The following is a 25495-nucleotide window of genomic DNA, read 5'->3' as shown; positions in this document are numbered from 1 at the left end:
GCACACCATCCACCCCGCATCCAGAGTATTCGATACGAAGACGCATAAATAGTAATCCATACTCAAGTAAATATATGAATAGATAGAATCCGACCGGGCTATGCCGAAGGATTTCTTCTGCATGATTGCCGCGAACGCGGATGATCCGAACTTCACACCTTGCTGATTGGATCATTTCAGCAAGGAAACCACACCCGAGTTGAATTTTTCCACCGTCGAGGGCTGCCGCTGTCGGGGAACGATATCGCGCGAGCTGAGAAATCGACGCAATGCACCAACAGGAATGCCACCAATGCCATCCATGATGATCGACACAGCCGGCGAAGCCGCCCGCCGTTCGGCCCCGCATCACCGCCGCCTTGCCGCCCTGAAGCATACGGCGGCCGCCACCCTGCTCTGGTCCACCGCCCTCGCCGCGACGTCGCTGCCGGCTTTCGCGGTCGAGCCCTGGATCATGGTCGAGCGCAACTTCTTCCTGGGCGCCGACCCCGCGCGCGGCCAAGGCGTCACTTCGGACGGCACCTATTGGTATTTCTCGGGCACCCATTCGCTCGAGATCGCCGACAGCAACTTCAACACCGTCTCGATCAACCCGGAAGCGATCGCGAACGTGTTGAAGATCCCGTCTGAGCTCTCGGATGCGGGCCTGAACCACATCGGCGACATCGATTACGCCAACGGGCTGCTCTACATCTCGCTCGATTCCAGCAACCGGGATCCGGTGACCAACCTGAAATACAACAACCCGGTCTTTGCCATCTATGATGCGAAGACGCTGGAATATACCGGCAAGGCCTATGCGCTCAATCCGCCGGGCGGCACGGTCGATATCGCCAGCTGGGTGGCGGTAGACGCCAAGGCCGGCCTCGCCTATGGCATGGCCTACGACAACGCCACGCAGATCGCCGTCTACAACCTCGCCGATTTCAGCTTCAAGGAATACCTGCCCCTGTCCCAGGTTGTCGACCAGGCGCAAGGCGGCAAGATCCTCAATGGCTGGATGTATTTTTCGAGCGACGACGCCGAGAAGACGCTGAGCCGCGCCAATCTCAAGACCGGCGAGGTCGAGATCCTCGGCAATCTGAAGCTCGGCGCCGAGCAGGAAATCGAGGGCCTCTCCTTCAAGTGGACGAAGGACGGCTGGTCGCTGAACGTCCTCGACCGCGAGGAGAGCTTTCCCGGCAATGGCGAGGAAGGCGTCGCCTTCTACAAGTATCTGCGCCCTTATGGAAATACGCTGTCCGGCGAGATCCATGCCGACATCAAGGGTGGCCTGATCGAGGACAGCCGCTATGTCCGCGACGCGGCCAACCGCCGTATCCGCTCCGCCTTCGACGCGATCGCGACGCCATCGTCTATGACCGCCACTTTTGACGCCAACGGCCTGCATGCCGCGCCCGCCAACACGGACGGCATCGTGATCTGGGGCGAGGCGCTGGCCATGACGGCGGATGCCAAGGCCTCCGGCGACGCCGCCGATTTCGGCCGCAACTCTGCCGGCTTCGTGGCGGGCGTCGATGCACCGGTCGGCGGCTGGCGTCTCGGTATGCTGGGCGGCTACAGCCATTCCAGCTTCGACGTCGACGATCGCGCCTCGTCGGGTTCGAGCGACAATTACGACATCGGCGTCTATGCCGGCACGCAGTGGGGCGCGCTCGGCTTCCGCTCCGGAGCCATGTATGGCTGGCACGAGATCGACACGCGCCGCAACGTCGCCTTCCCGGCGTTCAGCGAATCGCTTTCCGCCGATTACAACGCCGCGACGGCGCAGGTCTTCGGCGAGCTCGCCTATCGCCTCGACATGGGCAAGAGCGCGATCGAGCCCTTCGTGAACCTCGCTTATGTCCATCTCGACACGGACGGCTTCTCCGAGACGGGCGGCACGATCGCGGCGCTTTCGACCGACGACTCGACCACGGAAAACACCTTCTCGACCTTCGGTGCCCGTGCCTCGACGACGTTCGATCTCGGCAAGACCAAGACCGCCCTGCACGGCATGCTCGGCTGGCAGCACGCCTATCAGGACGTGACGCCTGTCTCCAGCTTCGCCTTCGGCACCGGCGCCTCGTTCGACATTGCGGGCGTGCCGATCGCCAGGGATGCACTGGCGGTGGAAGCCGGCTTCGGCGTCTCGCTGACGGAAAGCGCCACGCTCGGCGCGTCCTATTCCGGCCAGATCGCCAGCGACGTCCAGGCGCACGCGTTCAAGATCAACTTCGACGTGAAGCTCTAGCCGCAGATAGCCGGTCCCACGGAACGGGACCAGCTCGGAGCAGACAGGAGGAAGCCCCGGATCCCGCGATCCGGGGCTTCTTCATGAGCGGTGCCACAACACATCGGGGTGCCTCGCCCGAGCCGTCAGCGGGCATCCGTGGGCTTTATTCCTGACGGCGTACCATCCGGTTTCATGCCGTACCGGCGATAGAGTTCCTGCTCGTCGCGCGCCAGTTGGGCCTCCATGCGCGCATTGGCGCTTCGGGCCATGGCATTGCGCCCGGCCAGGGCTACCGGCGCCTTGACGAAGCTGGAAAGCCCCGTGGGATCGGCGGAGGCGGCCAAGCTCGTTGCGCCCTGTGCCGCGCCGAAGGCTACCGCCTCGGCTTCCAGCTGCTTCTCCAGCGCGCGTGTCTTGTCCGAGACATTCGCGCCCTTGAAACTCGACGCGGAACTCTGGCAGGCGGCCGTACCGCCCGCGGCGACGAGCAGCAGCGCCGCCCGAAAAACCTGGCCATTCCAATAGATAGGCACGATCGCGACCTCTGGGTTTAAAGACAGGCTCGGCACAGGAGGCCGGTGGCTAGTAACAGGCGACGCTGAAGGGCGCCTGGCTCGCCATTGCCGCGCCGCTTACCGGCCCCATGGCGCGCGCCGCCAGCGCACCGCCCGACCCCGCAAAGCTGACCGCCGCCATCGCGGCCGTGGTCGCCATGTGCGTCGCCTGAACCGCCTTTCCATGGGCCTGAATCTGGTCGACGCAGGATCGCGCGGAGGCATAGCCCCGGGCGCGTTCCCTATCCTCCGCCGTGCCGCCGGGGCGGCTGGCCGCAGCCTCGGCAGCGGCCTGCCGGGTGGTCAGGTCGGCGCGAACGGCATTCATCCGCGCATCGCTGGTGCAGCCGGCCGCGAACAGGCAAAGACCGGCGGTGAGAAGCCATTGCGCGCTCATGCCGCCGCCCCTTTCCGAGGCGTCGATGCGTAGATCGCGACCAGCAGCCCTCCGACCACGGTGATGTGTTCCATGGCGACATGGAACTCCAGCGTCTTCAGGGGCTCTTCCATCGCCCAGAAATTGTGGGCGATCGGAATCGTCAGGAGGGTGAAGACCGCCAGGGCTCCGGCGCCCAGCCATGTCCAGCGGTTAAGGATGACCAGCAGCGAACCGCCGAGTTGAACCGCCACGGTTGCCACGTAGAACAGCATTGCCGGCTCAAGACCGAAATGCTGCATCTCGGCAAGGCCGGCATCCATGTCCAGAAGCTTCGCGAGGCCGCTGGCCCAGAACATGAAGGTGAGCAGCGCACGGGCGACATAGCCTGCCCAGGGCCTGCGGAGGATGGCGGACGGAGTATCCAGCCACCGCGCTGCCGAGGCGACCGGGTTCTCCGGGCCGGATTCATTCGATATTTCAAGGCTCATCGTGGTCTCGCTTTGGTCCGTTGCCATGCCCTTGCCCCGGTCGGCCGCGGACAAAGCTCCGCCGGCGACGGATGCAGGTGCGTCCGAAGGAAAAAACCTGGTTATGTCTGGCCCCCGATTGCCCCGGGAGGTTGGGCGCCGATAGCGTCGCGCCCTATTGGCCGGCCTCGAAAGGGCTGGCCTCGTCGAGCAATAGCGAACCCGATCGCGGCATCGAAGGGCCAATTAGCTACAATTCTTCGGCTAATTTCCTGCTCGATCGCCGAAGGCGGCCAGGTGTGACCTCGGTCGCAGCGAAGTGCGCCGGGACGTGGCAATGCCTTATGGTTGAAACACAGAGTGGTCCTGTTCCCGCGGTCGGAATCCAAACCCATGCACAAGAGCGAGGTCGCGCGCCGCGACATCTCCAATGACGTCCTTGAGATCGAAGATCATGCGGAGGTGGCGCTCGATCCGGAGCAGCGGGCGCTGCTGGCCTCGGACGTCTCATGGCTCGAATACCGCGCCGAATTCCGCCGGCAGATGATCCAGCAGGGTTTTCTCAAGCATCCTTGGCGGAGCATCTTCGAAGCCGACATGATCTTTACCCTGATCGGCCACAAATGGCTGCAGGGAGAGATCCTGACCGTCAAGCAGGTGGCAACCTACTTCGAGGCCTTCACCAGCGACGTCACGATTACCCGGCACATCGACGACATGGTCGCTTCCGGCACGCTGGTGCGCACGCCCGACCCCAAGGATCGCCGCCGCCTGCTGCTGATGCCGACGCAAAGGCTGTTCGAGATCGGCCGCATCTTCCTGCAGGCGCGCAAGGAAATCGCCCGCCGGCATGGCTACGTCTATGACCCGGCTCGCGCGAGCGCCGGCGAATAGGCCTCAAATTGCAATCGATCGGCTTTGATCGCGCCGATCCGCATCCCTAGGCATGGCTGTCACCAGCAACAGGAAAGCGTTCATGCTGAAGCGTCTGATCGCCATGTCATCCCTTCTCGCCGCGATTGTTCCGGTCCCGGCAGCGCTCGCCGATGGGGCGGCCTGTTCGTGCCGCCATCTCGAGAGCATCCAGCAGGAACTCAGGAACGCGGAAGCCCTGCTCAAGATCCAGCAGAAGATCCGCGACCAGCTCGAGACAATCGAAGCGCCTCTGATCGAGGCCAAGAAGACGCCGACCCATCCTGATTCCGACGTCAACATCTACGATCGCTCGATCCGGGAACGCACGCGGATCCTGGCCGGCTTCACCCTGCCCCACCCGCAGGTCAAGGGCTACACCGGCCCCAGCAACGTCAAGATGCCGTTTGGAACCTGCGAACAGTCGGCCTCGGATCTCGAAGCGCTGAAATCGGGCTCCCAGTGCAAGGAACTGGCGGATATCAACCTCGCGCATGAAAACGCGCACGGGGCCGAATGCCGGGCCGCGGGCGCCAGCGAATACTGGAAGCGCCTGCCGAGCAAGATGGCCGCCGAGGAGGTCGTGCGCTACACCGAGCAGATCGCCGCTCTCCGCGCGCTGCTCAAGAAGGTGCTCGACGAAGGCGAAATGACAGTGGAAGCCCGGCTGGAGCCGCGGATCCAGGGGCCGCAGTTCGACGTCACCTATCTCTACCAGACCGGCCCGATCGAGCTGAAAGGCAAGAGTTCGCCCGGTTCCGATCAATGGTCGCTGGACGGCAAGGGCGTCCAGATCGGCCGGATCGGCAAGATGCGCCTGGCCGGCATGACCTGCACCTCTTCGGGTCAGCTCAATACCAAGGTCAACCTCACCCTGGAGACGGACGGCCTGACCATGGCGCTGAAGGGCAAGACGACCAGCGCGCCGGGCGACGTCAAGGTCCAGTGCCGCGGCGGCCACGGCATGTCGATGCGGCCGCAGGGCGAATTAAGCGGCGGCTCCTATTTCGCGGACCAGGACATGCGGACGGAATCTACGATGTCCCGCGACGTCAAAAGCATGGATTTTGCGAAGCTCCTGGCCCAGGGCGGCCTGTCGGCGAGCGGCACGGAGACGATCAAGGTGAAGCTGATCTGCCCGGGCGACTGACCCGACAAGAAGGCCTGGCCGACAACCCTCCAAAACGAAAGAACCCGCCGGTTAGGGCGGGTTCTTTTTAGGCTGGTTGCGGGGACCAGATTTGAACTGATGACCTTCAGGTTATGAGCCTGACGAGCTACCGGGCTGCTCCACCCCGCGTCAAGCGCGGCGACTGATGTCGTCGCGCAGTGGTGATATAGACGGACCCCCCTCGCTTGTGAACCCCGGCTAAACAACTATTCGCCGTCGTCCACAGGCTCGCCGGTGCGTCCTGCCGATCAGGCCGGCAGGTTCAGGCGGATGTGCAGCTCGCGCAGCGCCTTCGGCGTCGGATCGCTCGGTGCGCCCATCAGCAGGTCTTCCGCCTGCTGGTTCATCGGGAACAGCGTGATCTCGCGCAGGTTCTGCGCGCCGCAGAGCAGCATGACGATGCGGTCGACGCCGGCAGCCATGCCGCCATGCGGCGGCGCGCCGTACTGGAACGCGCGGTAGAGACCGCCGAAATCGCGCTCGACATCCTCACGCGACCGGCCGACCAGCTCGAATGCCTTGACCATCGTCTCCGGCAGCTGGTTGCGGATCGAACCCGAAGCGATCTCGAAGCCGTTGCAGACGGCGTCATACTGATACGCCTTGATCGTCAGCGGATCCTGGTTGTTGAGCGCCTCAATGCCGCCCTGCGGCATCGAGAAGGGGTTATGCGCGAAATCGAGCGTCTTCGTTTCCTCGTCCCATTCGTAGAACGGGAAATCGACGATCCAGCAAAGCTCGAACCGGTCCTTGTCGACGAGGTTCAGATCGGTGCCGACGCGCGTGCGCGCATCGCCGGCGAACTTGTAGAACTTCGCGGGATCGCCGGCGACGAAGAAGACGGCATCGCCATCGTCGAGGCCGAGCTGCTGGCGGACGGCCTCGGTGCGCTCCGGACCGATGTTCTTGGCGACGGGACCGGCCCCCTCGAGCGCGCCGTTCTCGGTGCGCCAGAAGATGTAGCCGAGGCCCGGCTGGCCCTGCTGCTGCGCCCAGGAGTTCATCCGGTCGCAGAAGGCTCGGCTACCGCCGGTCTTGGCCGGGATCGCCCAGACCTCCGCCTTGGGATCCGCCTCGATCATGCGCGCGAACACCTTGAAGCCGGAACCGGCGAAATGCTCGGTAACCGCCTGCATCTCGATCGGGTTGCGCAGGTCGGGCTTGTCCGAACCATAGGTGCGGATCGCCGTGTCATAGGGAATGCGGCGGAACTTCTGGCTGACGGGCTTGCCGTCGGCGAACTTCTCGAAGATGCCGCGCAGCACCGGCTCCATCGTGTTCCAGACGTCTTCCTGGGTGACGAAGCTCATTTCGAGGTCAAGCTGGTAGAACTCACCCGGCAGGCGATCGGCGCGCGGATCCTCGTCCCGGAAGCAGGGCGCGATCTGGAAGTAGCGGTCGAAGCCGGCCATCATCAGCAGCTGCTTGAACTGCTGCGGCGCCTGGGGGAGCGCGTAGAACTTGCCGGGATGAATGCGCGACGGCACGAGGAAGTCGCGCGCGCCTTCCGGCGACGAAGCGGTCAGGATCGGCGTCGTATATTCGTGGAAGCCGATCTCGGTCATGCGCTCGCGCATGGTGGCGATGATCTGGGTGCGCTTGACGATGTTGGCGTGCAGCGTCTCGCGGCGTAGGTCGAGAAAGCGGTACTTGAGGCGGATATCCTCGGGATATTCCGGCTCGCCGAACACCGGCAGCGGCAATTCCTTGGCGACCCCCAGGACCTCGATGTCCTGTGCGAACACTTCGATGTGGCCGGTCGACAGGTTGGCGTTGACCGTCTCGGCCGTGCGCTTCTTCACGATGCCGTCGATCTTGATGCACCACTCGGAGCGAACCGCCTCGGCCACCTTGAAGGCGGGCGAGTCGGGATCGCAGACAATCTGCGTCAGGCCGTAGTGGTCGCGCAGATCGATGAACAGCAGGCCGCCATGATCTCGCACGCGATGAACCCAGCCCGAGAGACGGACGGTCTCGCCCGCATGAGTCTCGCGGAGTTGTCCGCAGGTATGGGTGCGATAGCGGTGCATGGTGCTGGAATCCGGTTTGGTCTGGCGTCGACAGGGCGAACGGACAAGCCCCCGGAAGCGGAGGGAATATCGCATACGCGCGCGGAAAAGCGCATGTGGGTCCCGCTTTGTCAAGAACCGGGGCCCGGCGCGCGGCCTTCCCTTGTAATCCCGAAACGGTCGCCTATCTAAGTCTCATCCCAGCCACTGAAACGGACCGCGCGCCGAAAGGCGCTGCAGTTCAAACGATCGGGTCAGGACGGATGTACTCCGGCCCCATCGGTTGGCACGCGACGTACTAGTCGTCGCGCGCCATGGCGGGATATTGGATTGCCCAGGCCCGAAGTCGATGCGAGCGGCGCTTTCTCCTGGCGCCCGCGTCGCCGGAGCCTGGGCTCTCTCCATTTGGGAAGCGCACCTCCCCCCGCGACAAGCCGCCCGGCCTGCGCTATTAGAAGCTTCATGACCGATATCATTACGACAACAGAAGCCCTCGCCGCTGCCTGCGATCGCCTCGCGAAGTTCGAATTTGTCACCGTCGACACGGAGTTCATGCGCGAGACCACCTATTGGCCGAAGCTCTGCATCATCCAGATTGCAAGCACGGACGAAGCGGTGGTCATTGACGCCGAAGCTCCCGGCCTGGATCTCGCCCCCTTCTTCGCCCTGATGGCGAACGAGGCCGTGGTGAAGGTCTTCCACGCCGCGCGGCAGGACATCGAAATCGTCTGGCATCTGGGCGGCATCCTCCCCCACCCGATCTTCGATACGCAGGTCGCCGCCATGGTGTGCGGCTTCGGCGAATCGATCAGCTATGACCAGCTCGTCGGACGCATCACCGGCCACCCGATCGACAAGTCCTCGCGCTTCACCGACTGGAGCCGCCGTCCGCTGACGCCGCAGCAGGTCGAGTACGCCATCGCCGACGTCACCCATCTGCGCGATGTCTACAAGGCGCTGAAGGAAAAGCTCGACAAGGAAAACCGCAACGACTGGGTTGCGGAGGAAATGAATGTCCTGACCTCGGTCGACACCTATCAGGTGGATCCGGCCAATGTCTGGAAGCGCCTCAAGATGCGCATCAAGAAGCCGCTGCAACTGGCTGTGCTGATGGAAGTCGCCGCCTGGCGCGAGCGCGAGGCGCAGGCCCGCGACGTGCCGCGCGGGCGCATCCTGAAGGACGACGCGATCTACGAGATCGCCGAGCAGCATCCTACCACGGCCGAGGCGCTGGCGCGCCTACGCACCATTCCGCGGGGCTTCGAGCGTTCGCGTACGGCCGAGGACATCCTCGCCGCCGTCAAGAAGGCCGTCGACCTGCCCAAGGACAAGCTGCCCAAGGTTCCCAAGGTCAAGCCGGCCTCGGATGGCAATGGCGCGGCCGTCGACCTGCTGAAGGTCCTGCTGAAGATGACCAGCGAGGAGCATGGCGTCGCGGCGCGGGTGATCGCCACGGTGGACGATCTGGAAGCCATTGCCGGCGACAACAATGCCGACGTCCCGCCGCTGCATGGCTGGCGCCGAGAGCTGTTCGGCGAGCAGGCGCTCAAGCTCAAGCGCGGCGACATCTCGCTGCGTCTCGACGGCCGCCGGGTGACGATCGTCAGCGACGCGCCCAAGCCGGCCATCGAGGCCGCCTGAACGGCATCCCTAAGGGTTCGGACTATTCAAAGCGCCGACGGCTCGCCGTCGGCGCTTTCTTTTTATGCGCCCGCTGAGGCGCTCAGACGATTTCTTCGACGACGATGGCCGGCTTCATCGCGCCCAGCTTTGCCAGCTGCGCGACGCGCCGCTGCAGGCGGCTGCCGGCCAGCATGGCGCGGTCCGGCGGCAGGACGAGCGTCAGCTGGTCGCCGCGCGCCTCGATGCGGGTGCGCGAGATGACGCCCGCCATGGCGCCCGAGACGAGATAGGCGACGCGCAGCGCGGCGCCCAGCGCCCGCGCCCGCTCCAGCAGGCGGGTCGTCGCCAGTTCGCGGATGCGCGACGAGATGTGCTCGTCGACCAGTCCCTCGTGGCGATAATAGTTCGCCAGGGCCAGATAGGCGCGGCCGGGATGGTCGATGCCGACGAAGGAGCCATGCGCGATCAGATTGAGACTCTGTTCGCCGCGATAATCGGGATGGGCACGCCAGCCGATATCGGCCATCAGGCAGGCCGCCGTGCGCAGGCGAACCTCCTCGGCCGTCTCCTCGATGCCGATCGCGGCCAGGGCTTGGCCAGTCCAGGGGCCGAGCTCGCGCACATGACCGGGCGAGCGGGAACGAAGCAGAGCCAGTTCCTCGGCCGCCTCGATCAGCGGATCGGCCATCTGGGTCTCTTTGTCGAGCAGGTCGTAGAGCAGGCCCTCGCGGACGCCAAGCGCCGACAAGATGATCATCGACGGCTTCATCGCGCGGATCACCTGCTCCAGCACGATCGCGCCATAGGGCAACAGCAGGCGCCGGCTCTTCGAGACCGCTTCGATCGAATCGAGCGACTCGGCATCGCGGCGGGCGACCATGCGGCAGAAGTCGAGCGCCTCGTCCGCCGGGATCGCATATTCATGCATGATGTGAAGCGGATAGCCCTTCTGGCGCATGTGCAGCCGGGCGAGCGATCGCCACGTGCCACCGATCGCGTAGAAGGGCCGGCCCTCGCCCTTGGCCAGGACAGACGAATTGGCCAAGGCGTCGATGGCGATCTTCTCGGCCTTTTTCAGCGTCTTTTCGGACACTTCCTCAAGCCGGAGGCCACCCAGCGGGAAGGTCTCGCCAATGCCGACTTCGCGGCCGCGTATGTCGACCACTTCCAGGCTGCCGCCGCCGAGATCGCCGGCGATGCCGTCCGGATCATGGATGCCCGAGAGCACGCCCATGGCCGACAGACGCGCTTCTTCCGGGCCGCTGAGCAAGGCGACGTCCGCGCCGGTGATGGATTCGACCTGCGCCAGGAAATCGGGGCCGTTGGAGGCCTCGCGCGCGGCGGCGGTCGCCAGGACATGCACCGCCTTGACGTGCATCTGCTCGCAAAGCGCCATGAAGCGCCGGATGGCCGCCAGCGAGGCCTCGACGGCCTGATCGTTCAGGCGACCTGTGGCGGCGATACCGCGACCGAGGCCGGCCAGCTCCTTTTCGTTGAAAAGGGGCATCGGCGTGCGGCTCATGCGCTCGTAGACGACGAGACGCACGGAGTTGGAACCAATGTCGATGATCGCGACGGGACCGCTGCCATTCAGCCGCCCCGGCGCATACTCATGCGTCGGCAGGGTTCCCCCCGCGCTGGTATCTGATTCAGGATTTGGCAGGCCGGTTTCCGATTGACCGAGGGGAGCTGTTTTTGAGCGATTTGCCACGGCCAGATAGACTCGGGTTTGTCATGAAATACTGATGGGCGTTGAAGACTTCTTCGCCCTTGCGCGGCACGATCCGTCGGGACGTCCCGTCAGGCTGGATCTCCCAACTCTGCTGGTTGTCCTTCAGGTTTGCGACCATGATCTGATCGAGCACCTGTTCGTGCACGGTCGGATTCAGCATCGGGATCATCGCTTCAACACGACGATCGAGGTTCCGCGGCATCAGGTCGGCTGATCCGATATAAACGATCGCTTCCGGCGAGGGCAACCCGTGGCCATTGCCGAAGCAGAGAATGCGGGCATGCTCCAGGAAGCGGCCGACGATCGATTTGGCCCGGATGCGGTCCGAAAGTCCGGGCACGCCCGGCCGCAGGCAACAGATGCCGCGGATGACGAGATCGATTTCGACCCCTGCCCGGCTGGCGTCATAGAGCGCGTCGATGATCTGCGGATCGACGAGCGAATTCATCTTCATCCAGATCGCGCCCGGCCGGCCGGCCTTCACATGGTCGATCTCGGCATAGATCAAGTCGAGGATCCGCTTGCGCAGGAAATGGGGCGACGTCGAAAGCCGCTCGATCTCGACCGGCTCGGTGTAGCCGGTAATGTAGTTGAAGAGCCGCGCCACATCGCGGGCGATCGCCGGATCGTCCGAGAAATAGGACAGATCCGTGTAAACGCGCGCCGTGACCGGATGATAGTTGCCGGTGCCGATATGGACGTAGCTGACGAGCGCCCCGCCCTCGCGGCGAACCACCAGGGACAGCTTGGCGTGGGTCTTCAGTTCGATGAAGCCGTAGACCACCTGCACGCCCGCGCGCTCGAGATCGCGGGCCCACTTGATGTTGGCCTCCTCGTCGAAGCGCGCCTTCAATTCGACCAGCGCCGTCACCGACTTGCCGGCCTCGGCGGCTTCCTGCAGCGCCCTGACGATCGGGCTGTCCTTCGAGGTCCGATAGAGCGTCTGCTTGATCGCGACGACGTCCGGATCGAGCGCGGCCTGGCGCAGATACTGCACCACCGTATCGAAGGACTCGTAGGGATGGTGGACGATCAGATCCTTCTTGCGGATGGCCGCGAAGCAATCGCCGCCATTCTCGCGGATGCGCTCGGGAAATCGCGCCTGATAGGGCGGGAACTTGAGGTTGGGACGATCGACGCCGACGAGTTGCGACAGGTCGTTCAGCGCCAGCATGCCGTCGACGAGGAAGATCTCGTCCGGCAGAACGGCCAGCGCGCCGGCCACGAAATTGCGAAGCGCGTCAGGCGTGGCCGATTCAATCTCGAGCCGGATCACGGAGCCGCGCCGGCGCCGCTTCAGGGCCGATTCGAAGAAGCGGACGAGATCCTCGGCCTCTTCCTCGACCTCGATGTCGGAGTCGCGGATGATGCGGAAGGCGCCGACGCCCTCGATCGTATAGCTCGGGAACAGCCGCGCCGTGAACAGCTGGACGGCGTGCTCCAGGCTGATGAAGCGCTCGATGCCGGGCTCGGAACTGGGCAGCTTGATGAAGCGGTCCAGCGTCATCGGCACACGCAGCAGCGCCGTCATGCGGTTGCCTGTCGCCGGGCGCACCAGCTGCAGCACCAGCGAGAAGCCGAGATTGGGGATGAAGGGGAACGGATGGGCCGGATCGATGGCGAGCGGCGTCAGGACCGGGAAGACCGAGTCCATGAAATAGCCTTCCAGCCAGTTCCGCTCGCTCTCCTTGAGGTCCACGGGGTCGACCAGCATGATGCCGGCGATGGCCAGTTCGCCGCGCAGTTCCGCCCAGCGGTTCTGCTGGTCGGAGGCGAGCGTGCCGACGGCGTCCGCGATCTTGATCAGCTGCTCGCTCGGCGTCAGGCCGTCATCGCTGGTCATGCTGACGCCTTCGCGCTGCTGGCCCCGAAGGCCGGCCACGCGCACCATGAAGAACTCGTCGAGATTGTTGGCGGAGATCGACAGGAAGCGCAGGCGCTCCAGCAGCGGATGCTGCGCGTTGCCCGATTCCTCGAGAACGCGGCGATTGAACTCCAGCCAGGAAATCTCACGATTTATGAAGCGTTCCGGGCTGTGACGCAGCCGGTTCGCTTCGTCCGCCTCGATCTTGACGGCAGCCAGGGCTGCCTTGGCGTCCGGATTCTTCTGGTCCATTTCCGCTCTTCCAATCGCGTTGTCCCCACAGGATACACGCGAATTGTGACAATTGCGTCAGGCTCAGAGCCTCTCGGGATCTTTAGTCGTCGAAAGGCAATTCGGGCTCGTCGCCGGCTTCGCGCGCCAGAACCGTCGCCGCCAGATGACGCGTGATCGGCCGGCCCGCGGCCAGCGCCTCGCGGTCGAGCAGTTCGACAAGCCGATTGGCCGCGCCCAGCGAGCGCTCCATCCGATGGCTGATGAAATCGATGACGGCGGGATCGACCGCCAGCTGCCGGTCGGCGAACAGCTTGACGATGACGCGAGCCAGCAATTCGTCATCCGGCTCCAGCAATTCGACCGGGACCGCCGAGCGCAGGCGCGAGGCGAGGTCGGGCAGGTCGAAGGGCAACGCCTGCAGCGGGACCCGGCTGGTAAAGAGCGCGGATACGCGACGCTCGCGCACCAGATTGAACAGGTGGAACAGCGCCGTCTGGGAGACGCCCTCCCCGTCGACATCCTCGACCAGCACGGGATGGGTGCCCACCAGCTCGTCCAGGCCGGCGGTGGCCAGGTCCCGCGCCGCGATCTCGACGGCGCCGGTCGCTGTCTTCCAGATCTGGCCGAGATGGGTCTTGCCCGAGCCCGCCGGGCCGACGAGGAGCGCCACGGGATTGGGCCAATCGGGATAGCGGTCGATCAGGGCGATGGCGGACTGGTTGGCCCGCCCGACGATGAAATCCGCACGCGTCATGGCGGCGCTATGCGGCAGCGAAAGCGGCAACTGCCGCAGGGAATCACTCATATCGAACAGGCTCGAACGACGGACGCTCAAGGAAGCGCGGGGGGCTGGTCGTCACCGCCCATCCGGCCCCGATAGATCGGGCTGGTCAGATAGCGCGCTATGGCAAAGCGCATCAAGACGGCGATCGCGGCGGCGGCCGGCACGGCCACCAGAAGCCCGACGAAGCCGAACAGGGCGCCAAAGGCAAACAGCGCGAACATCAGCCAGACCGGATGCAGCCCGACGCTGCGCCCGACCAGGCGCGGCTGCAGGATGTTGCCCTCGATGAACTGCCCGATCATGAAGACGACGACCGTCGCGCCGATCCACGGCCAGTCCGGCCAGAACTGGACCAGCGCCACGCTGACGCCGACGACGAAGCCGACCGTGGTCCCGACATAAGGGATGAAGGACAGAATGCCCGCGCCGATACCGATCAGCAGGCCGAAGTTCAGCCCGACCAGCATCAGTCCGAAAGCATAGATGCAGCCGAGCAGGAGGCAGACGAGGCCCTGCCCGCGCACAAAACCGGCGATCGCATGGTCGATGTCGCGTGCGATCATGCGCACCGTCTCGACATTGTCGCGCGGCACCCAGCTGTCGATCCGCGCCACCATCCGGTCCCAGTCGATCAGCATGTAGAAGGCGACGACCGGCGTGACGACGAACAGCGCCGCCAGGTCGACCAGCGCCGAACCGCCGCTCCAGAGCGACTTCAGCAGCGTCGACAGCCAGCCGGCGCCCTCGCTCATCAGCGTGCCCATGGAATTCGATAGCTGGCCGGAATCGACCTGCAGCATCTGTCCGAAGCGGGTCTGCAGGAACGCCTGGATCAGAGCCTGCAATTGCTGCGCATAGGTCGGGATCTTGTCGATCAGCCCGGCCAGCTGGTTGACCAGCAGCGGCACGATCAGGACCACCATCAGCACCAGGATGACGATGAAGCCGACCAGAATGACCAGGGAGGCCGAGAGGCGATTTAGCCCGCGCCGCTCCAGCCAATCGGCGATCGGATCGAGGCCATAGGCCACCGCCATGCCGACCAGGAACGGCAGGAGAACGCTGCTGAACACAACGAGGAAAATTATGAAGACCAGGAGCGCGCCCAGCCAAAATCCGATCTGACGTTGCAGATTCACGGCGCTGGCGCCCTCTCATCTCATCGGTCGGCGGGCAATCCACCTGCTCCGTAGCGCTCCAGATAGAGCGTGCATGGCAAGATGGTCAAGGCGAGCGGCCCGCAACCGGCGAATAGTCAGGTATATCCGGGCGATATGCGCGCCGACAGTGGTCCGCGCCGCGTCCGCAACGATCTTGCCCCGTGCGCCACGCCACGGAGGCCAATACGCCGCTCAAAACGCTGCATTTGCGAGCATTCGGTGATTCCGGGTTGACGGCGACGGCGCGGATGTGGTCCTCCCTGCCGAAAGCAACCGGGATCCTTCGATGACCGAAAAGACCGGCGCCAAAAACGCCCTCAGCTACGCCGACGCAGGCGTCGATATCGACGCCGGCAACCGTCTGGTCGATATGATCAAGCCGCTGGTCAAGGCGACCCGCCGGCCGGGTGCGGATGCCGATATCGGCGGTTTCGGCGGCGTCTTCGATCCGAAGGCGGCCGGCTATACCGATCCGCTGCTCGTCGCCGCCAATGACGGCGTCGGCACAAAGCTGAAGGTCGCGATCGACACCGGCATTCATGACACGGTCGGCATCGACCTCGTCGCCATGTGCGTCAACGACCTGATCGTGCAGGGCGCGGAGCCGCTGTTCTTCCTCGACTATTTTGCCACCGGCAAGCTGGACCCGGCCGAGGCCGCGACCGTCGTCGCCGGCATCGCGCAGGGTTGCCGGATCGCCGGCGCCGCGCTGATCGGCGGCGAGACGGCCGAAATGCCCGGCCTCTACAAGGCGGGCGATTATGACCTGGCCGGCTTTGCGGTGGGCGCGGTCGAGCGCACCGGCCTGCTGCCGCGTCCCGATATCGCCGAAGGCGACGTGCTCCTGGGCCTCGCCTCCTCGGGCGTGCATTCGAACGGCTTCTCGCTGGTTCGCAAGATCGTCGAACTCTCGGGCCTCGACTTCGATGCCCCGGCCCCGTTCGCGCCGCAGCTTTCGCTCGGCCGCGCCCTGCTCGAGCCGACGCGCATCTATGTGAAGCCGCTGCTCGCCGCCATCCGCGCCACCGGCGCGATCAAGGCGATGGCGCATATCACCGGCGGCGGCTTCGTCGACAACATTCCGCGCGTGCTGCCGGATGCGCTGGCTGCTTCGGTCGATCTCGACGCGGTTACCGTGCCGCCCGTCTTCGCCTGGCTGTCCAAGACCGGTGGCGTTGCCGAGCACGAGATGCTGCGCGCCTTCAACTGCGGCGTCGGCATGATCGTGGTCGTCAGCCCCGAAGCGGTGGAAGCCGTCACCGCGGCGCTCGCCGCCGAAGGCGAAAGCGTGATGCAGCTGGGCACGCTGGTGCCGCGTACCGGCGAAGGCGTCGAGTTCTCCGGCGCGCTGGCGCTGTGACCATGGCAAGGAAGCGCGTCGCGATCCTGATCTCGGGCCGCGGCTCCAACATGACGGCGCTGATCGAGGCGGCCGCGGATCCCGAATTCCCCGCCGAAATCGCGCTGGTGCTCTCCAACCGGGCCGATGCGGGCGGGCTCGCCCGAGCCGCCGAGGCCGGCATCGCGACCGCTGTCATCGATCACAAGGCCTATGGCAGCCGCGCCGAGTTCGACGCTGCCATGGACGCTCGCCTGCGCGCCGAGGCGATCGACCTCGTGTGCCTCGCCGGCTTCATGCGGCTGCTGACGGATGGCTTCTGCGAGGGCTGGCGCGACCGGATGATCAACATCCACCCGTCGCTGCTACCGCTTTTCCCAGGTCTGCACACGCATGAGCGGGCGATCGAAGCCGGCATGCGGCTGCATGGCTGCACGGTTCATTTCGTCCGCGCGCAGATGGATTCCGGTCCGATCATCGGCCAGGCCGCCGTGCCGATCGCGCTCGACGATACGCCTGACATGCTGTCAAAGCGGGTGCTGACGGCCGAGCACCAGCTTTACCCGCTGGCGCTCGCTTTGGTCGCCTCGGGCCTGGCCTCCGTCGAAAACGAACGGCTGGTGATGCAGGGCGACCTGCCCGCCGATCTTGCCGGCATGCTCGTCAGCCCGCGATTCGGCGGCTGAGAGAACACTCACCCGACCAGCGCACGGGCCAGCCAGAACGCCGCCGTGCCGAACAGAAGCGTGACGGCGGAGATCGCGCCGAACAGGCGAGCAAACCGCCCGCCACCAATGATCAGGGCATAGATGGCCTTCGCGACCGTATTGGCCGCCACCGCCGCGATGATCGCCGTAGCCCCGATGACAGGATCGAGCGAGAGAAGCCCTGTCACCGTGACCGTGGCGGCATCGACATCGGCAATGCCGGCCAGTGCCGACGTGGCGATGATGCCGGCCGAGCCGAACACGGAAGACGCCGCCCGAACCGCAAAGCCGATCGCGGCGAGGAATAGCGCGACCTTCAGAACGCCCGCGATCTCGAAGGGATTGCCGATTGGCTCCATGTCCTGCTGCGCCACGATGGGTCCGCGCATGAGCCAGGCGGCTCCGGCGGCCATGGCGAGCGCGCCGATCACAAGCGGCGGCAGCAGCAGCGAGACAAGCGCGGGCATGAGAGCGACCGCGAGAATGGCGGTCCGAACATAGGAAACGCCGGCCGCGACCGCCGCGCCAGCCGCCAGCCGATTTGCGTCGCCGCCGCTGGCGGCCTGCCGGGCATTGCCAAGTGTCAAGGCTGTTGAAGAGACAAGCCCGGCCGCTGCGCCCGCCGCCAGTTCGCCACGCCCGGAGCCGAGGACGCGCACCGCGATGTATCCCGCATAGGAGATCGCGGCGAGCAGGATGGCGAGCGACCAGACCGCCCGCAGCGAGATGCCGCCGAAGGGTCCGAACGGCGCCTCCGGCAGCAGCGGCAGGATGACGAAGCTCATCGCCAGCAGGATGATCGCCGACCGAAGCTCGACCCAGCTCAGGCGCTCGATGAAGTGATGTAGCGCCTCACGGCTCGCGAGGATCGCGGTAAGCACGACAGCACCGGCTGCCGCCAGCCGCAGATCCCCGACCACGGCCAGCGCCCCGAACATATAGGTGACCATCGCGGCGACCACCGTCGTCACGCTGAAGTCGAACTCCGCCTGCGCCTCCCGCCATTTGTAGAATGCGAAAATTCCGGCAAAGGCGACGAAAACCGCGGCGACCACCACACCCGGCGTACCGCCGCTCGGCAGCGCGGCCTCGATCAGGCCGGCAGCTCCGCCCAGCATTCCGATCAATGCGAAGGTGCGGATACCCGCGGTTCGCTGGCCGGGTGCCGCCTCCCGCTCGCGCCAATGACGCTCTATGCCGACGGTCAAGCCGATCGCGGCGGACACCGCCAGCCGGTAGAACGGCTCGAACTCATCCACACGCCTTCTCCCGCACGGTATTAACGCGACCCATCATAGCAGCCGCGATACAGAACCTCACGATGACGCATGGCATGCGCCCTCGCCAGCGTGATTGCCGCTGGACAGGATCCAGCCGCAGCCGGCGAAAGGCCATCGCGCGCTTGACGGCGGTTTTCCCCTCGCCTGTCATGACGACGACCGAAGGAGGAGACCATGAGCATGAGTTCGAATGAGCCTTTCATCCAGGAGGGCGGATGCCGCTGCGGCGCGGTGCGGCTGCGGATCACGGCACGGCCATTGCTGACCATGGCCTGCCACTGCACCGGCTGCCAGAAGATGTCGTCGGGCGCCTATTCGCTTTCCGCCGCCATCCCCAGCGAAGCCTTCGAGGTGACCCTAGGGGAGCCCGTTATCGGGGGCCTGCATGGTGCGCCGAAGCACTATTTCTGCGGACATTGCATGACGTGGATGTTCACTCGGCCGGATGGGATCGACTTCTTCGTCAACCTCCGGCCCACCATGCTCGACGACCCCAGCTGGTTCGTCCCCTACATGGAGACGTGGACAAGCGAGAAGCTGCCCTGGGCGACGACGCCGGCCGTGCGCAGCTTCACGGCGCTGCCGCCGGACGACGCCTATGGCGAGATGATTGCCGGCTATGCGGCGACGTGGGCGGCGCCGGATAGACTGCCAGCGAACACGCAAAGCTGATCCAAGGTGGCGCGATTTGCGGTGTCCGTCGGCACCGGCTCCGACCATAATGCCGCAACCCAACGGCGAAGGGTGCGTTGGCGTGACAAGCACCCTCCCTCTCCGGGGGGCGCTTGCCCGCAATGATCCCCGCAGGAAGGTGTCTCATGCCCGATTTTCTCATCCACCATAACGCCCTGATCCTGGTCGGCGACGGGCGCAAGGCGCTCTTCCTGCGCAATCGCGGCACGCCGCAGGCGCTGGACCTGGTCGTCGAGCGGATCCTGGACGGCGCGGATAACCCGTCGACGCATGAGCAAGGCACCGACCGGCCGGGCCGCGTCATGCAGAGCGTTGGCTCCGCTCGCAGTTCGGTGGAGCAGACGGATTGGCACACGCTGGAAGAGCAGAAGTTCGCCACGACGATCGCTGAGGCGCTCTATCGGGCAGCGCTTGCCGGCGATTTCGAGGAACTGGTGATCGTCGCGCCGCCGAAGACGCTCGGCATGCTGCGGCAGACCTTCCACAAGCAGGTCAGCGACCGCATCCATGGCGAGGTGCCGAAGACCCTCACCTCAACACCCGTGGACGAGATCCAGCGCCTGCTCGCCGCCTGATCGCCGGCGCGGCGGTGCTGATAAGTGCATGCCCTGGCCGGAATGGGCCTTGCACCGCCGCCCGGCCAATGCCAACACCGTGGCCATGAACTATCGCCACGCCTATCACGCCGGAAATTTCGCCGATGTCGTCAAGCACGCCATCCTCGCGCTGCTCCTCGAGCACCTCAAGGCCAAGGACAAGCCGTTCCGGGTGATCGACACCCATGCCGGCATGGGTCTCTATGACCTGACGGCGACCGAGGCGGGCAAGACCGGGGAATGGCAGGGCGGCATCGGCAAGCTGCTGCGCAGCGATGGCAAGCCGGCCATCGACCTGTCCCGCAAGCTCGCAGAGGCGCTGGCGCCCTATCTGGCGACGATCGCTGCCGCCAATCCCAACGGCAAGCTGAAGCACTATCCGGGCTCGCCCTGGCTCGTGCGGCACCTGCTGCGCGAAACCGACCGGCTGACCGCCGTCGAGATGCATCCCGCCGACCATGCAACGCTGGCGGCGCTGTTCGCGGGCGACATCCAGGTCAAGGCGATCGAGCTGGACGGCTGGCTGGCGCTGGGCTCCTTCGTGCCCCCGAAGGAACGGCGCGGCCTCGTCCTGATCGACCCGCCCTTCGAGCAGCCCGACGAATTCAAGACGATGTTCGAGCGCTTCGAGAAGGCCTATCAGCGCTGGCCCACCGGCATCTACGCGCTCTGGTATCCGATCAAGGATATCGGCGCGGTCTCGAATTTCCACAAGCGGTTGGCCGAGAGCGGAATCACCAAGATCCTTGGAGCCGAGCTCTGGGTGCGCGAGCGGACGACGCCCGACACCTTCAACGGCACGGGCATCGTCATCTGCAATCCGCCTTGGCAGCTCGACCGCACGCTCGACACGCTGCTGACCGGCCTCGCCCCCATTCTGGGCGAGACCGACAAGGCAGGCCGCCGCGTCTGGTGGATCCGCGGCGAGACCTAGCGGATCACGCTGCGAAGGCGCGATCCGGCCTTTCGTCGAAATCCAGGATCGGGCCGAGCGGCACGATGCCGGTCGGGTTGATCGTCTTGTGGCTCTCGTAATAGTGCCGCTTGATGTGGTCGAAATCGACTGTCTCGCGGATGCCGTCCATCTGGTAGAGCTCGCGCGTGTAGGACCAGAGCGCGGGATAATCGACCAGCCGGCGCAGATTGCACTTGAAGTGGCCTACATAGACGGGGTCGAAGCGCAGCAGGGTCGTGAACAGCCGCCAGTCCGCCTCGGTCAGCCGGTCGCCGGCCAGATAGCGCTGCTGGGACAGCAATCCCTCCAGCCAGTCGAGGCTGGCGAAGAGCGGGTGGATCGCTTCCTCATAGGCCGACTGGCTGGTGGCGAAGCCGGCCTTGTAGACGCCGTTGTTGACGGTGTCGTAGATGCGGGCGTTGAGCGCGTCGATCTCGGGGCGCAACGCCTCGGGATAATAGTCGCCCGTCCGGGCGCCGATGCCGTCGAAGGCCGAGTTCATCATCCGGATGATTTCGGAGGATTCGTTGCTGACGATCGTGCCGGTCTGCTTGTCCCAGAGCACCGGCACGGTGACGCGGCCCGAATAGTCCGGATCCGCCTTGGTGTAGACCTGATGCAGGAACTCGAAGCCGTTGATCTTGTCTTCGGTGACGCCCTCGCCCGGGGCAAAGGTCCAGCCATTCTCGGCCATCAGCCAGTTGACCACGGAATAGTCGATCATCTTCTCGAGGCCCTTCAGGGCGCGGAAGATCATGACGCGGTGCGCCCAGGGACAGGCCCGGGCGATGTAGAGGTGATAGCGACCCGCCTCGGCCTTGAAGCCGCCCCGGCCCGTCGGGCCCGGGCTGCCATCCGCCGTCACCCAGTTGCGAAAGCCCGCGGCGCTACGCTGGAAGCGACCGCCCGTGTTGCGGGTGTCGTACCATTGATCCTGCCAAACTCCGTCGACCAGAAGGCCCATATCCGTGCTCCATTCCTTGTTGCGCCTCATATCGGCTCAAACGGGGGTTGTTGCCAGCACTCCACACGGCGACTCTCTGTTCACCACCCTGCCCGATCCGGCCCCCTGAATGCTTGACCATAATGGCGGCTGTGACGCATCGTCCTGCAAAGCGTCCTCTGGGGAATCGCAATCATGATCCGTCGCCTCGCAGCTGCCCTCGCCTTTGTCGCCGCCCTTGCCGGCTCCAGCGCCGCCCTCGCGGCCGACTATGATGGCGGCTACACCCAGGAGGTCCGGCGCGGCTGGGATCGCGGCACCGTGCCGCCCTGCGACTCGCCGAAGGTGATGTCCAACATCGCCGAGCGCTATCACTGGGCCAATACCCATACCTGGGGCAACAACCTCGCCTTCCGCGAAGTGGCATCGATCACCGAGACGCAGTTCCGGCCGGGCGATCCGGGCCTGATCGACCGCCGCTTCTGCAAAGCCGACGTCTATATCGCCGACAATGTCCGCCCGACCGCCGTCTACTACCTGATCGAGGAGCGCATGGGCTTCGCCTCGATCGGCTGGTATGTCGATTTCTGCGTCGCCGGCCAGGATCCGTGGCGCGTCCATGACGGCTGGTGCCGCACGGTTCGTCCGGGCCGGTATTGAGCGTGCCACGCTCGCGGGCCGTCCGTGGCCTGTTAGCGGTTTGTCTCGCCCTATCCGCCTGGATGACAACGGGCGCGCCGGCCTCCGCCGACACGCCGGGCGATTTCGATTTCTACGTCCTCTCGCTGTCGTGGTCGCCGACCTATTGCCAGGACCGCGGCCGCTCCGACCGCATCCAGTGCGGCGGCCCCCGTCCCTTCGCCTTTGTCGTGCACGGCCTCTGGCCGCAATATGAACGCGGCTCGCCGCGCGATTGCGATGTGGGGCCGCGCAGCGGACTGCCGCGCCGCCTCGTCGACAGCATGCTCGACGTGATGCCGAGCCCGTCTCTCGTGCGGCATGAATGGCGAACGCACGGCTCCTGCTCCGGCCTGGAGCCTTCGGATTATTTCGACCTGACCCGGCAGGCGCATGATGCCGTGCGGATCCCGCGCCAGTTCGTCGACCTGCCGGATTATCTGACGGTCTCGCCCCGCGACGTCGAGGCCGCCTTCATCGCCGCCAATCCCGACCTCAAGGCCAGCGGCATCGCCGTCAGCTGCGATTCGCGTCGGCTGAAAGAAGTGCGCGTCTGCCTGACGAAGGATCTCCGCTTCCGCGATTGCGCCGAGGTGGACCGCAAGGCCTGCCGCAACAACAGCCTCGTCATGCCGCCGGTCCGCTAGGCCGGCAGGACACTTCCCCCATCCGACAGGAACCCTCGCTTTGCTCGTGTTGCGCAGTTCGCCCGCCTCCCCGTTCGGGCGCAAGGTCAAGATTGCCGCCCATCATCTCGGACTGATGGACCGGATCGACATCGTCGCCGCCGATACGGCGGATCCGAACGAGGTGCTCCGGCAGCAGAACCCGCTCGGCAAGATCCCGGCGCTGGTCCTCGAGGATGGCACCGTGCTCTACGATTCCCGCGTCATCCTCGAGTATCTCGATTACCTGGCCGGCGGCGGAAAGATCATCCCCGCCGATGCAGCGACGCGCTATCCGGTTCTGACAGCACAGGCGCTGGCCGACGGCATCGCCGACGCCGCGCTGCTCCAGGTCTATGAGGGCCGCTGGCGCGAACCGGCGGCGCAGAGCGTCAAATGGACGACACATCAGCAAGGCAAGGTCGATCGTGGCCTCGCCGCCGCCGAGGCCCGTGCCTTCGATGGAGCGGTTCATGTCGGTTCGATCGCGCTCGCCTGTGCGCTTGGCTATCTAGACCTTCGCTTCGAGGGCGCCTGGCGCGCCACCCATCCCCGGCTGGTCGCCTTCCTCGACGACTTCGCCGCCCGCGTCCCGAGCTTCGAGCTGACGCGCTTCCCCTCCTGATCCCCCGGAGAATTCCATGAGCTTTTCAGTGGGCGATGCCCAGACGGTCGCCCGGATCCTGCACGACGCCGCGGAAGCCGAGATCCTGCCGCGCTTCCGGCATCTGAGCGCCGGGGCGATCCGCCAAAAGACTTCGGCCGAGGACCTCGTCACCGACGCCGACGAGGCGGCGGAGCGGATGATCACCGCCGCGTTGAACAAGGCATTTCCGGGCGCCGTGGTCATCGGCGAAGAGGCGGTATCGGCGGATGAGGCGCTGCTCGACCGGCTCGACGGCGCCGAACTCGCCTTTGTCGTCGACCCCGTCGATGGCACCAAGAATTTTGCCTCTGGGCTCACCCTGTTCGGGGTCATGGCCGGCGTTGTGGTTCGCGGCGAGGCGGTCGGAGGCGTCATCCTGGACCCGATCGGCGGCGACTGGACCACGGCCATTCGCGGCGAAGGCGCCTGGACGGAGAATGCCAGCGGCGAACGCAACGACCTTCAGGTCGCGGCCGCGAAGCCGGTTCACCAGATGTCGGGCACCGCGTCCTGGTCGCTGCTGCCGGAACCGCTGCGTTCGCAGGTTTGCGCCAATCTGGCCTCGACCCGTTCGGCCGCAGGGTATCGCTGCGCCGCGCACGAGTACCGGATGCTGGCCGGCGGCAATAGCCATTTTGGTCTCTATGCCAAGCTGACCGTCTGGGATCACGTCGCGGGCTGGCTGATCCATCAGGAGGCCGGCGGCTATTCCGCCCGCTTCGACGGCAGCGCCTACCTGCCGACGCATCGCGAAGGCGGCCTGCTCTGCGCGCCGGACGAGGAAAGCTGGCATGCGCTGCAGGCGGCCCTGTTCGCCGGCACGGAATACGCCCGCGCCTGATCGGCCCGGACCATCCGACAGACGAAAGAGCCCCGGCATCGCCGGGGCTCTTTTTGTTTGGGCAGGTGAGCCAACCAGAACACCGGATAACCCCGCCAAAACAAAAAACGCCGGCGGGTTGCCCCGCCGGCGTTTTGATCAGGTTCGGAAGAACCGATCTTAGAACTTCACGCCAACGCCAGCACGGATCGTGTTGGTGCTGAAGTCGATGTCGGTGCCGCCCGGGCCGCCGATGTCGTAGTGTTCCTTGCCGTAGGAAGCGTACTGGTATTCGACGCGAGCGGTGACGTTGTTCCAGACCTGGGCCTCAACGCCGGCGCCAACGGTCCAGCCCATGTGGGTCTGATCGTCCGAACCAGCACCGTTGACCGAAGCCTTGGCGCCCGAGATCGCCGCACCACCGGTGCCGTAAGCGAGGTAACGGTCGAAGGCGTAACCGACGCGGGCGCGGGCCGTGCCGTCCCACTTCTGACGGAAGCCGCCGAGGGCGTTGTAGCCGCTGACGTCATCGAGGTTGGCGTCGATTTCAGCACCGACAACCCACTGGTTGCCCATGTCGAAGTTGTAGCCTGCATAGAGGCCGCCCTTGAAGCCGTCGCCGTTCACGCTGCCGAAAGCGCCGAGCGAGTTGGCATCGCTGGAGGACCAGCCGTAGCCGACCAGGGCGCCGACATACGGGCCGGTCCAGCTGAATGCCTGCGCGGCCGGAGCCATCGGAGCCGGGGCGGGCTCGTAGGTGAGATCCGCAGCCAGAACCGGGGCTGCCGAAAGAGCGAGCGCCAGAGCGCCGAGGGAGAGGGTGCGGATACGCAGCATCTTAGTCTCCATGCTTACTAAACTGAACTTACAAAACTTGATCCGGGAGCGACTTTCTGCCCCCGATCCGATGGTCCGAATTAACCCTGTCATTGCGGCAGAACATGACAGGAATTGCGGCATGTTCGGGGCATTCGGCCAGCGTTGCCAAAATCACGCAAATCGGTGTTAACCACCTGATTTAACGACAATTTTAGCGAATGGAACCTTTTCGCGTTAACCCCTCTGACAT

At 65.2% G+C, this 25495-nt stretch carries 24 protein-coding genes and 1 tRNA gene; 13 read left to right on the top strand and 12 right to left on the bottom strand.

Features of this window, described 5'->3' with window-relative positions; all coding sequences use genetic code 11:
• Positions 1–292: 292 nt before the first annotated feature.
• Positions 293–2233 (top strand): autotransporter domain-containing protein, encoded by a 1941-nt coding sequence (locus ACHMWQ_RS12230; RefSeq protein WP_396307670.1) that lies wholly within the window; start codon positions 293–295, stop codon positions 2231–2233.
• Between the two features lie 125 nt (positions 2234–2358).
• On the opposite strand, the gene ACHMWQ_RS12225 is transcribed toward ACHMWQ_RS12230, so the two are convergent.
• From ACHMWQ_RS12225 to ACHMWQ_RS12215, 3 genes are read right to left on the bottom strand one after another with little or no spacing between them, the layout of a single operon-like run.
• Positions 2359–2748 (bottom strand): hypothetical protein, encoded by a 390-nt coding sequence (locus ACHMWQ_RS12225; protein ID WP_396307669.1) that lies wholly within the window; start codon positions 2746–2748, stop codon positions 2359–2361.
• 49 nt (positions 2749–2797) lie between these two features.
• Positions 2798–3166, bottom strand: coding sequence for a hypothetical protein (locus ACHMWQ_RS12220; protein ID WP_396307668.1), 369 nt, complete (start codon positions 3164–3166; stop codon positions 2798–2800).
• A complete protein-coding gene (locus tag ACHMWQ_RS12215) occupies positions 3163–3690 on the bottom strand; it encodes a DoxX family protein (protein ID WP_396307667.1) in 528 nt (175 codons plus the stop codon). Before ACHMWQ_RS12215 ends, ACHMWQ_RS12220 begins: the two co-directional genes overlap by 4 nt.
• 318 nt (positions 3691–4008) lie before the next feature.
• Here ACHMWQ_RS12215 and ACHMWQ_RS12210 point away from each other — a divergent pair, with 318 nt between their 5' ends.
• The gene (locus tag ACHMWQ_RS12210; protein WP_354548372.1) at positions 4009–4509 is read left to right on the top strand and encodes a MarR family transcriptional regulator; all 501 of its coding nucleotides are present in this window, start codon (positions 4009–4011) and stop codon (positions 4507–4509) included.
• An 82-nt stretch (positions 4510–4591) separates the two neighbouring features.
• The gene (locus ACHMWQ_RS12205) at positions 4592–5677 is read left to right on the top strand and encodes a hypothetical protein (protein WP_396307666.1); all 1086 of its coding nucleotides are present in this window, start codon (positions 4592–4594) and stop codon (positions 5675–5677) included.
• A 73-nt stretch (positions 5678–5750) separates the two neighbouring features.
• On the opposite strand, the gene ACHMWQ_RS12200 is transcribed toward ACHMWQ_RS12205, so the two are convergent.
• Both ACHMWQ_RS12200 and aspS read right to left on the bottom strand, forming a co-directional pair.
• A tRNA-Met gene (locus ACHMWQ_RS12200) sits at positions 5751–5827 on the bottom strand.
• A 119-nt stretch (positions 5828–5946) separates the two neighbouring features.
• Entirely contained in the window at positions 5947–7728 is a 1782-nt protein-coding gene (gene aspS / locus ACHMWQ_RS12195; RefSeq protein ID WP_354548369.1) for an aspartate--tRNA ligase, read from the bottom strand.
• Between the two features lie 441 nt (positions 7729–8169).
• Between aspS and rnd the strand changes: the two genes are divergently transcribed.
• Positions 8170–9348 (top strand): ribonuclease D, encoded by a 1179-nt coding sequence (gene rnd, locus ACHMWQ_RS12190; protein ID WP_396307665.1) that lies wholly within the window; start codon positions 8170–8172, stop codon positions 9346–9348.
• Positions 9349–9430: 82 nt separating this feature from the next.
• Here the strand turns inward: rnd and ppx are convergent, their stop codons facing one another.
• The 4 genes from ppx to ACHMWQ_RS12170 form a co-directional block, all read right to left on the bottom strand.
• Positions 9431–10897, bottom strand: coding sequence for an exopolyphosphatase (gene ppx / locus ACHMWQ_RS12185; RefSeq protein ID WP_396309436.1), 1467 nt, complete (start codon positions 10895–10897; stop codon positions 9431–9433).
• Positions 10898–10979: 82 nt separating this feature from the next.
• The gene (locus tag ACHMWQ_RS12180) at positions 10980–13178 is read right to left on the bottom strand and encodes an RNA degradosome polyphosphate kinase (RefSeq protein WP_354548365.1); all 2199 of its coding nucleotides are present in this window, start codon (positions 13176–13178) and stop codon (positions 10980–10982) included.
• Positions 13179–13260: 82 nt separating this feature from the next.
• Positions 13261–13965 carry a hypothetical protein gene (locus ACHMWQ_RS12175; protein WP_396307664.1) on the bottom strand — a complete coding sequence of 235 codons (705 nt, stop codon included), beginning with the start codon at positions 13963–13965 and terminating at the stop codon, positions 13261–13263.
• Positions 13966–13991: 26 nt separating this feature from the next.
• On the bottom strand, positions 13992–15083 hold the full coding sequence (locus ACHMWQ_RS12170; protein WP_396307663.1) for an AI-2E family transporter: 1092 nt from the start codon (positions 15081–15083) through the stop codon (positions 13992–13994).
• Between the two features lie 307 nt (positions 15084–15390).
• On the opposite strand from ACHMWQ_RS12170, the gene purM reads away from it, so the two are divergent.
• Together purM and purN are read left to right on the top strand one after the other, a co-directional pair.
• Positions 15391–16464, top strand: a complete 1074-nt coding sequence (gene purM, locus ACHMWQ_RS12165; protein WP_396307662.1) for a phosphoribosylformylglycinamidine cyclo-ligase — start codon at positions 15391–15393, stop codon at positions 16462–16464.
• Positions 16465–16466: 2 nt separating this feature from the next.
• Positions 16467–17129 carry a phosphoribosylglycinamide formyltransferase gene (gene purN / locus ACHMWQ_RS12160; protein ID WP_396307661.1) on the top strand — a complete coding sequence of 221 codons (663 nt, stop codon included), beginning with the start codon at positions 16467–16469 and terminating at the stop codon, positions 17127–17129.
• Between the two features lie 8 nt (positions 17130–17137).
• Here the strand turns inward: purN and ACHMWQ_RS12155 are convergent, their stop codons facing one another.
• Positions 17138–18409: an MgtC/SapB family protein gene (locus ACHMWQ_RS12155; protein WP_396307660.1), complete on the bottom strand. Its 1272-nt coding sequence runs from the start codon at positions 18407–18409 to the stop codon at positions 17138–17140.
• A 195-nt stretch (positions 18410–18604) separates the two neighbouring features.
• Here ACHMWQ_RS12155 and ACHMWQ_RS12150 point away from each other — a divergent pair, with 195 nt between their 5' ends.
• From ACHMWQ_RS12150 to ACHMWQ_RS12140, 3 genes are all read left to right on the top strand, one after another.
• Positions 18605–19102, top strand: a complete 498-nt coding sequence (locus ACHMWQ_RS12150; protein WP_396307659.1) for a GFA family protein — start codon at positions 18605–18607, stop codon at positions 19100–19102.
• 146 nt (positions 19103–19248) lie between these two features.
• On the top strand, positions 19249–19698 hold the full coding sequence (locus ACHMWQ_RS12145) for a host attachment family protein (RefSeq protein ID WP_354548353.1): 450 nt from the start codon (positions 19249–19251) through the stop codon (positions 19696–19698).
• Between the two features lie 85 nt (positions 19699–19783).
• Entirely contained in the window at positions 19784–20653 is an 870-nt protein-coding gene (locus ACHMWQ_RS12140) for a 23S rRNA (adenine(2030)-N(6))-methyltransferase RlmJ (protein ID WP_396309435.1), read from the top strand.
• A gap of 4 nt (positions 20654–20657) precedes the next feature.
• Here the strand turns inward: ACHMWQ_RS12140 and ACHMWQ_RS12135 are convergent, their stop codons facing one another.
• Complete coding sequence (locus tag ACHMWQ_RS12135) at positions 20658–21638, bottom strand: glutathione S-transferase family protein (RefSeq protein WP_396307658.1); 981 nt, start codon at positions 21636–21638, stop codon at positions 20658–20660.
• A gap of 174 nt (positions 21639–21812) precedes the next feature.
• Here ACHMWQ_RS12135 and ACHMWQ_RS12130 point away from each other — a divergent pair, with 174 nt between their 5' ends.
• From ACHMWQ_RS12130 to ACHMWQ_RS12115, 4 genes are all read left to right on the top strand, one after another.
• Positions 21813–22277 carry a hypothetical protein gene (locus ACHMWQ_RS12130; RefSeq protein ID WP_396307657.1) on the top strand — a complete coding sequence of 155 codons (465 nt, stop codon included), beginning with the start codon at positions 21813–21815 and terminating at the stop codon, positions 22275–22277.
• A gap of 62 nt (positions 22278–22339) precedes the next feature.
• Positions 22340–22942: a ribonuclease T gene (locus ACHMWQ_RS12125; protein ID WP_396307656.1), complete on the top strand. Its 603-nt coding sequence runs from the start codon at positions 22340–22342 to the stop codon at positions 22940–22942.
• 40 nt (positions 22943–22982) lie between these two features.
• Positions 22983–23585 (top strand): glutathione S-transferase N-terminal domain-containing protein, encoded by a 603-nt coding sequence (locus ACHMWQ_RS12120; RefSeq protein ID WP_396307655.1) that lies wholly within the window; start codon positions 22983–22985, stop codon positions 23583–23585.
• A gap of 16 nt (positions 23586–23601) precedes the next feature.
• Positions 23602–24447: an inositol monophosphatase family protein gene (locus tag ACHMWQ_RS12115; RefSeq protein WP_396307654.1), complete on the top strand. Its 846-nt coding sequence runs from the start codon at positions 23602–23604 to the stop codon at positions 24445–24447.
• Between the two features lie 159 nt (positions 24448–24606).
• Here ACHMWQ_RS12115 and ACHMWQ_RS12110 read toward each other — a convergent pair whose 3' ends face one another.
• A complete protein-coding gene (locus ACHMWQ_RS12110) occupies positions 24607–25263 on the bottom strand; it encodes an outer membrane protein (RefSeq protein ID WP_354548341.1) in 657 nt (218 codons plus the stop codon).
• Positions 25264–25495: the final 232 nt, after the last annotated feature.

It is taken from the genome of Kaistia sp. UC242_56 (assembly GCF_044452255.1).
GTDB classification, from domain to species: Bacteria; Pseudomonadota; Alphaproteobacteria; order Rhizobiales; family Kaistiaceae; genus Kaistia; species Kaistia defluvii_A.
Note: the sequence above shows the minus strand (reverse complement) of the source record. Positions and strands in the feature narration are given on the sequence as shown.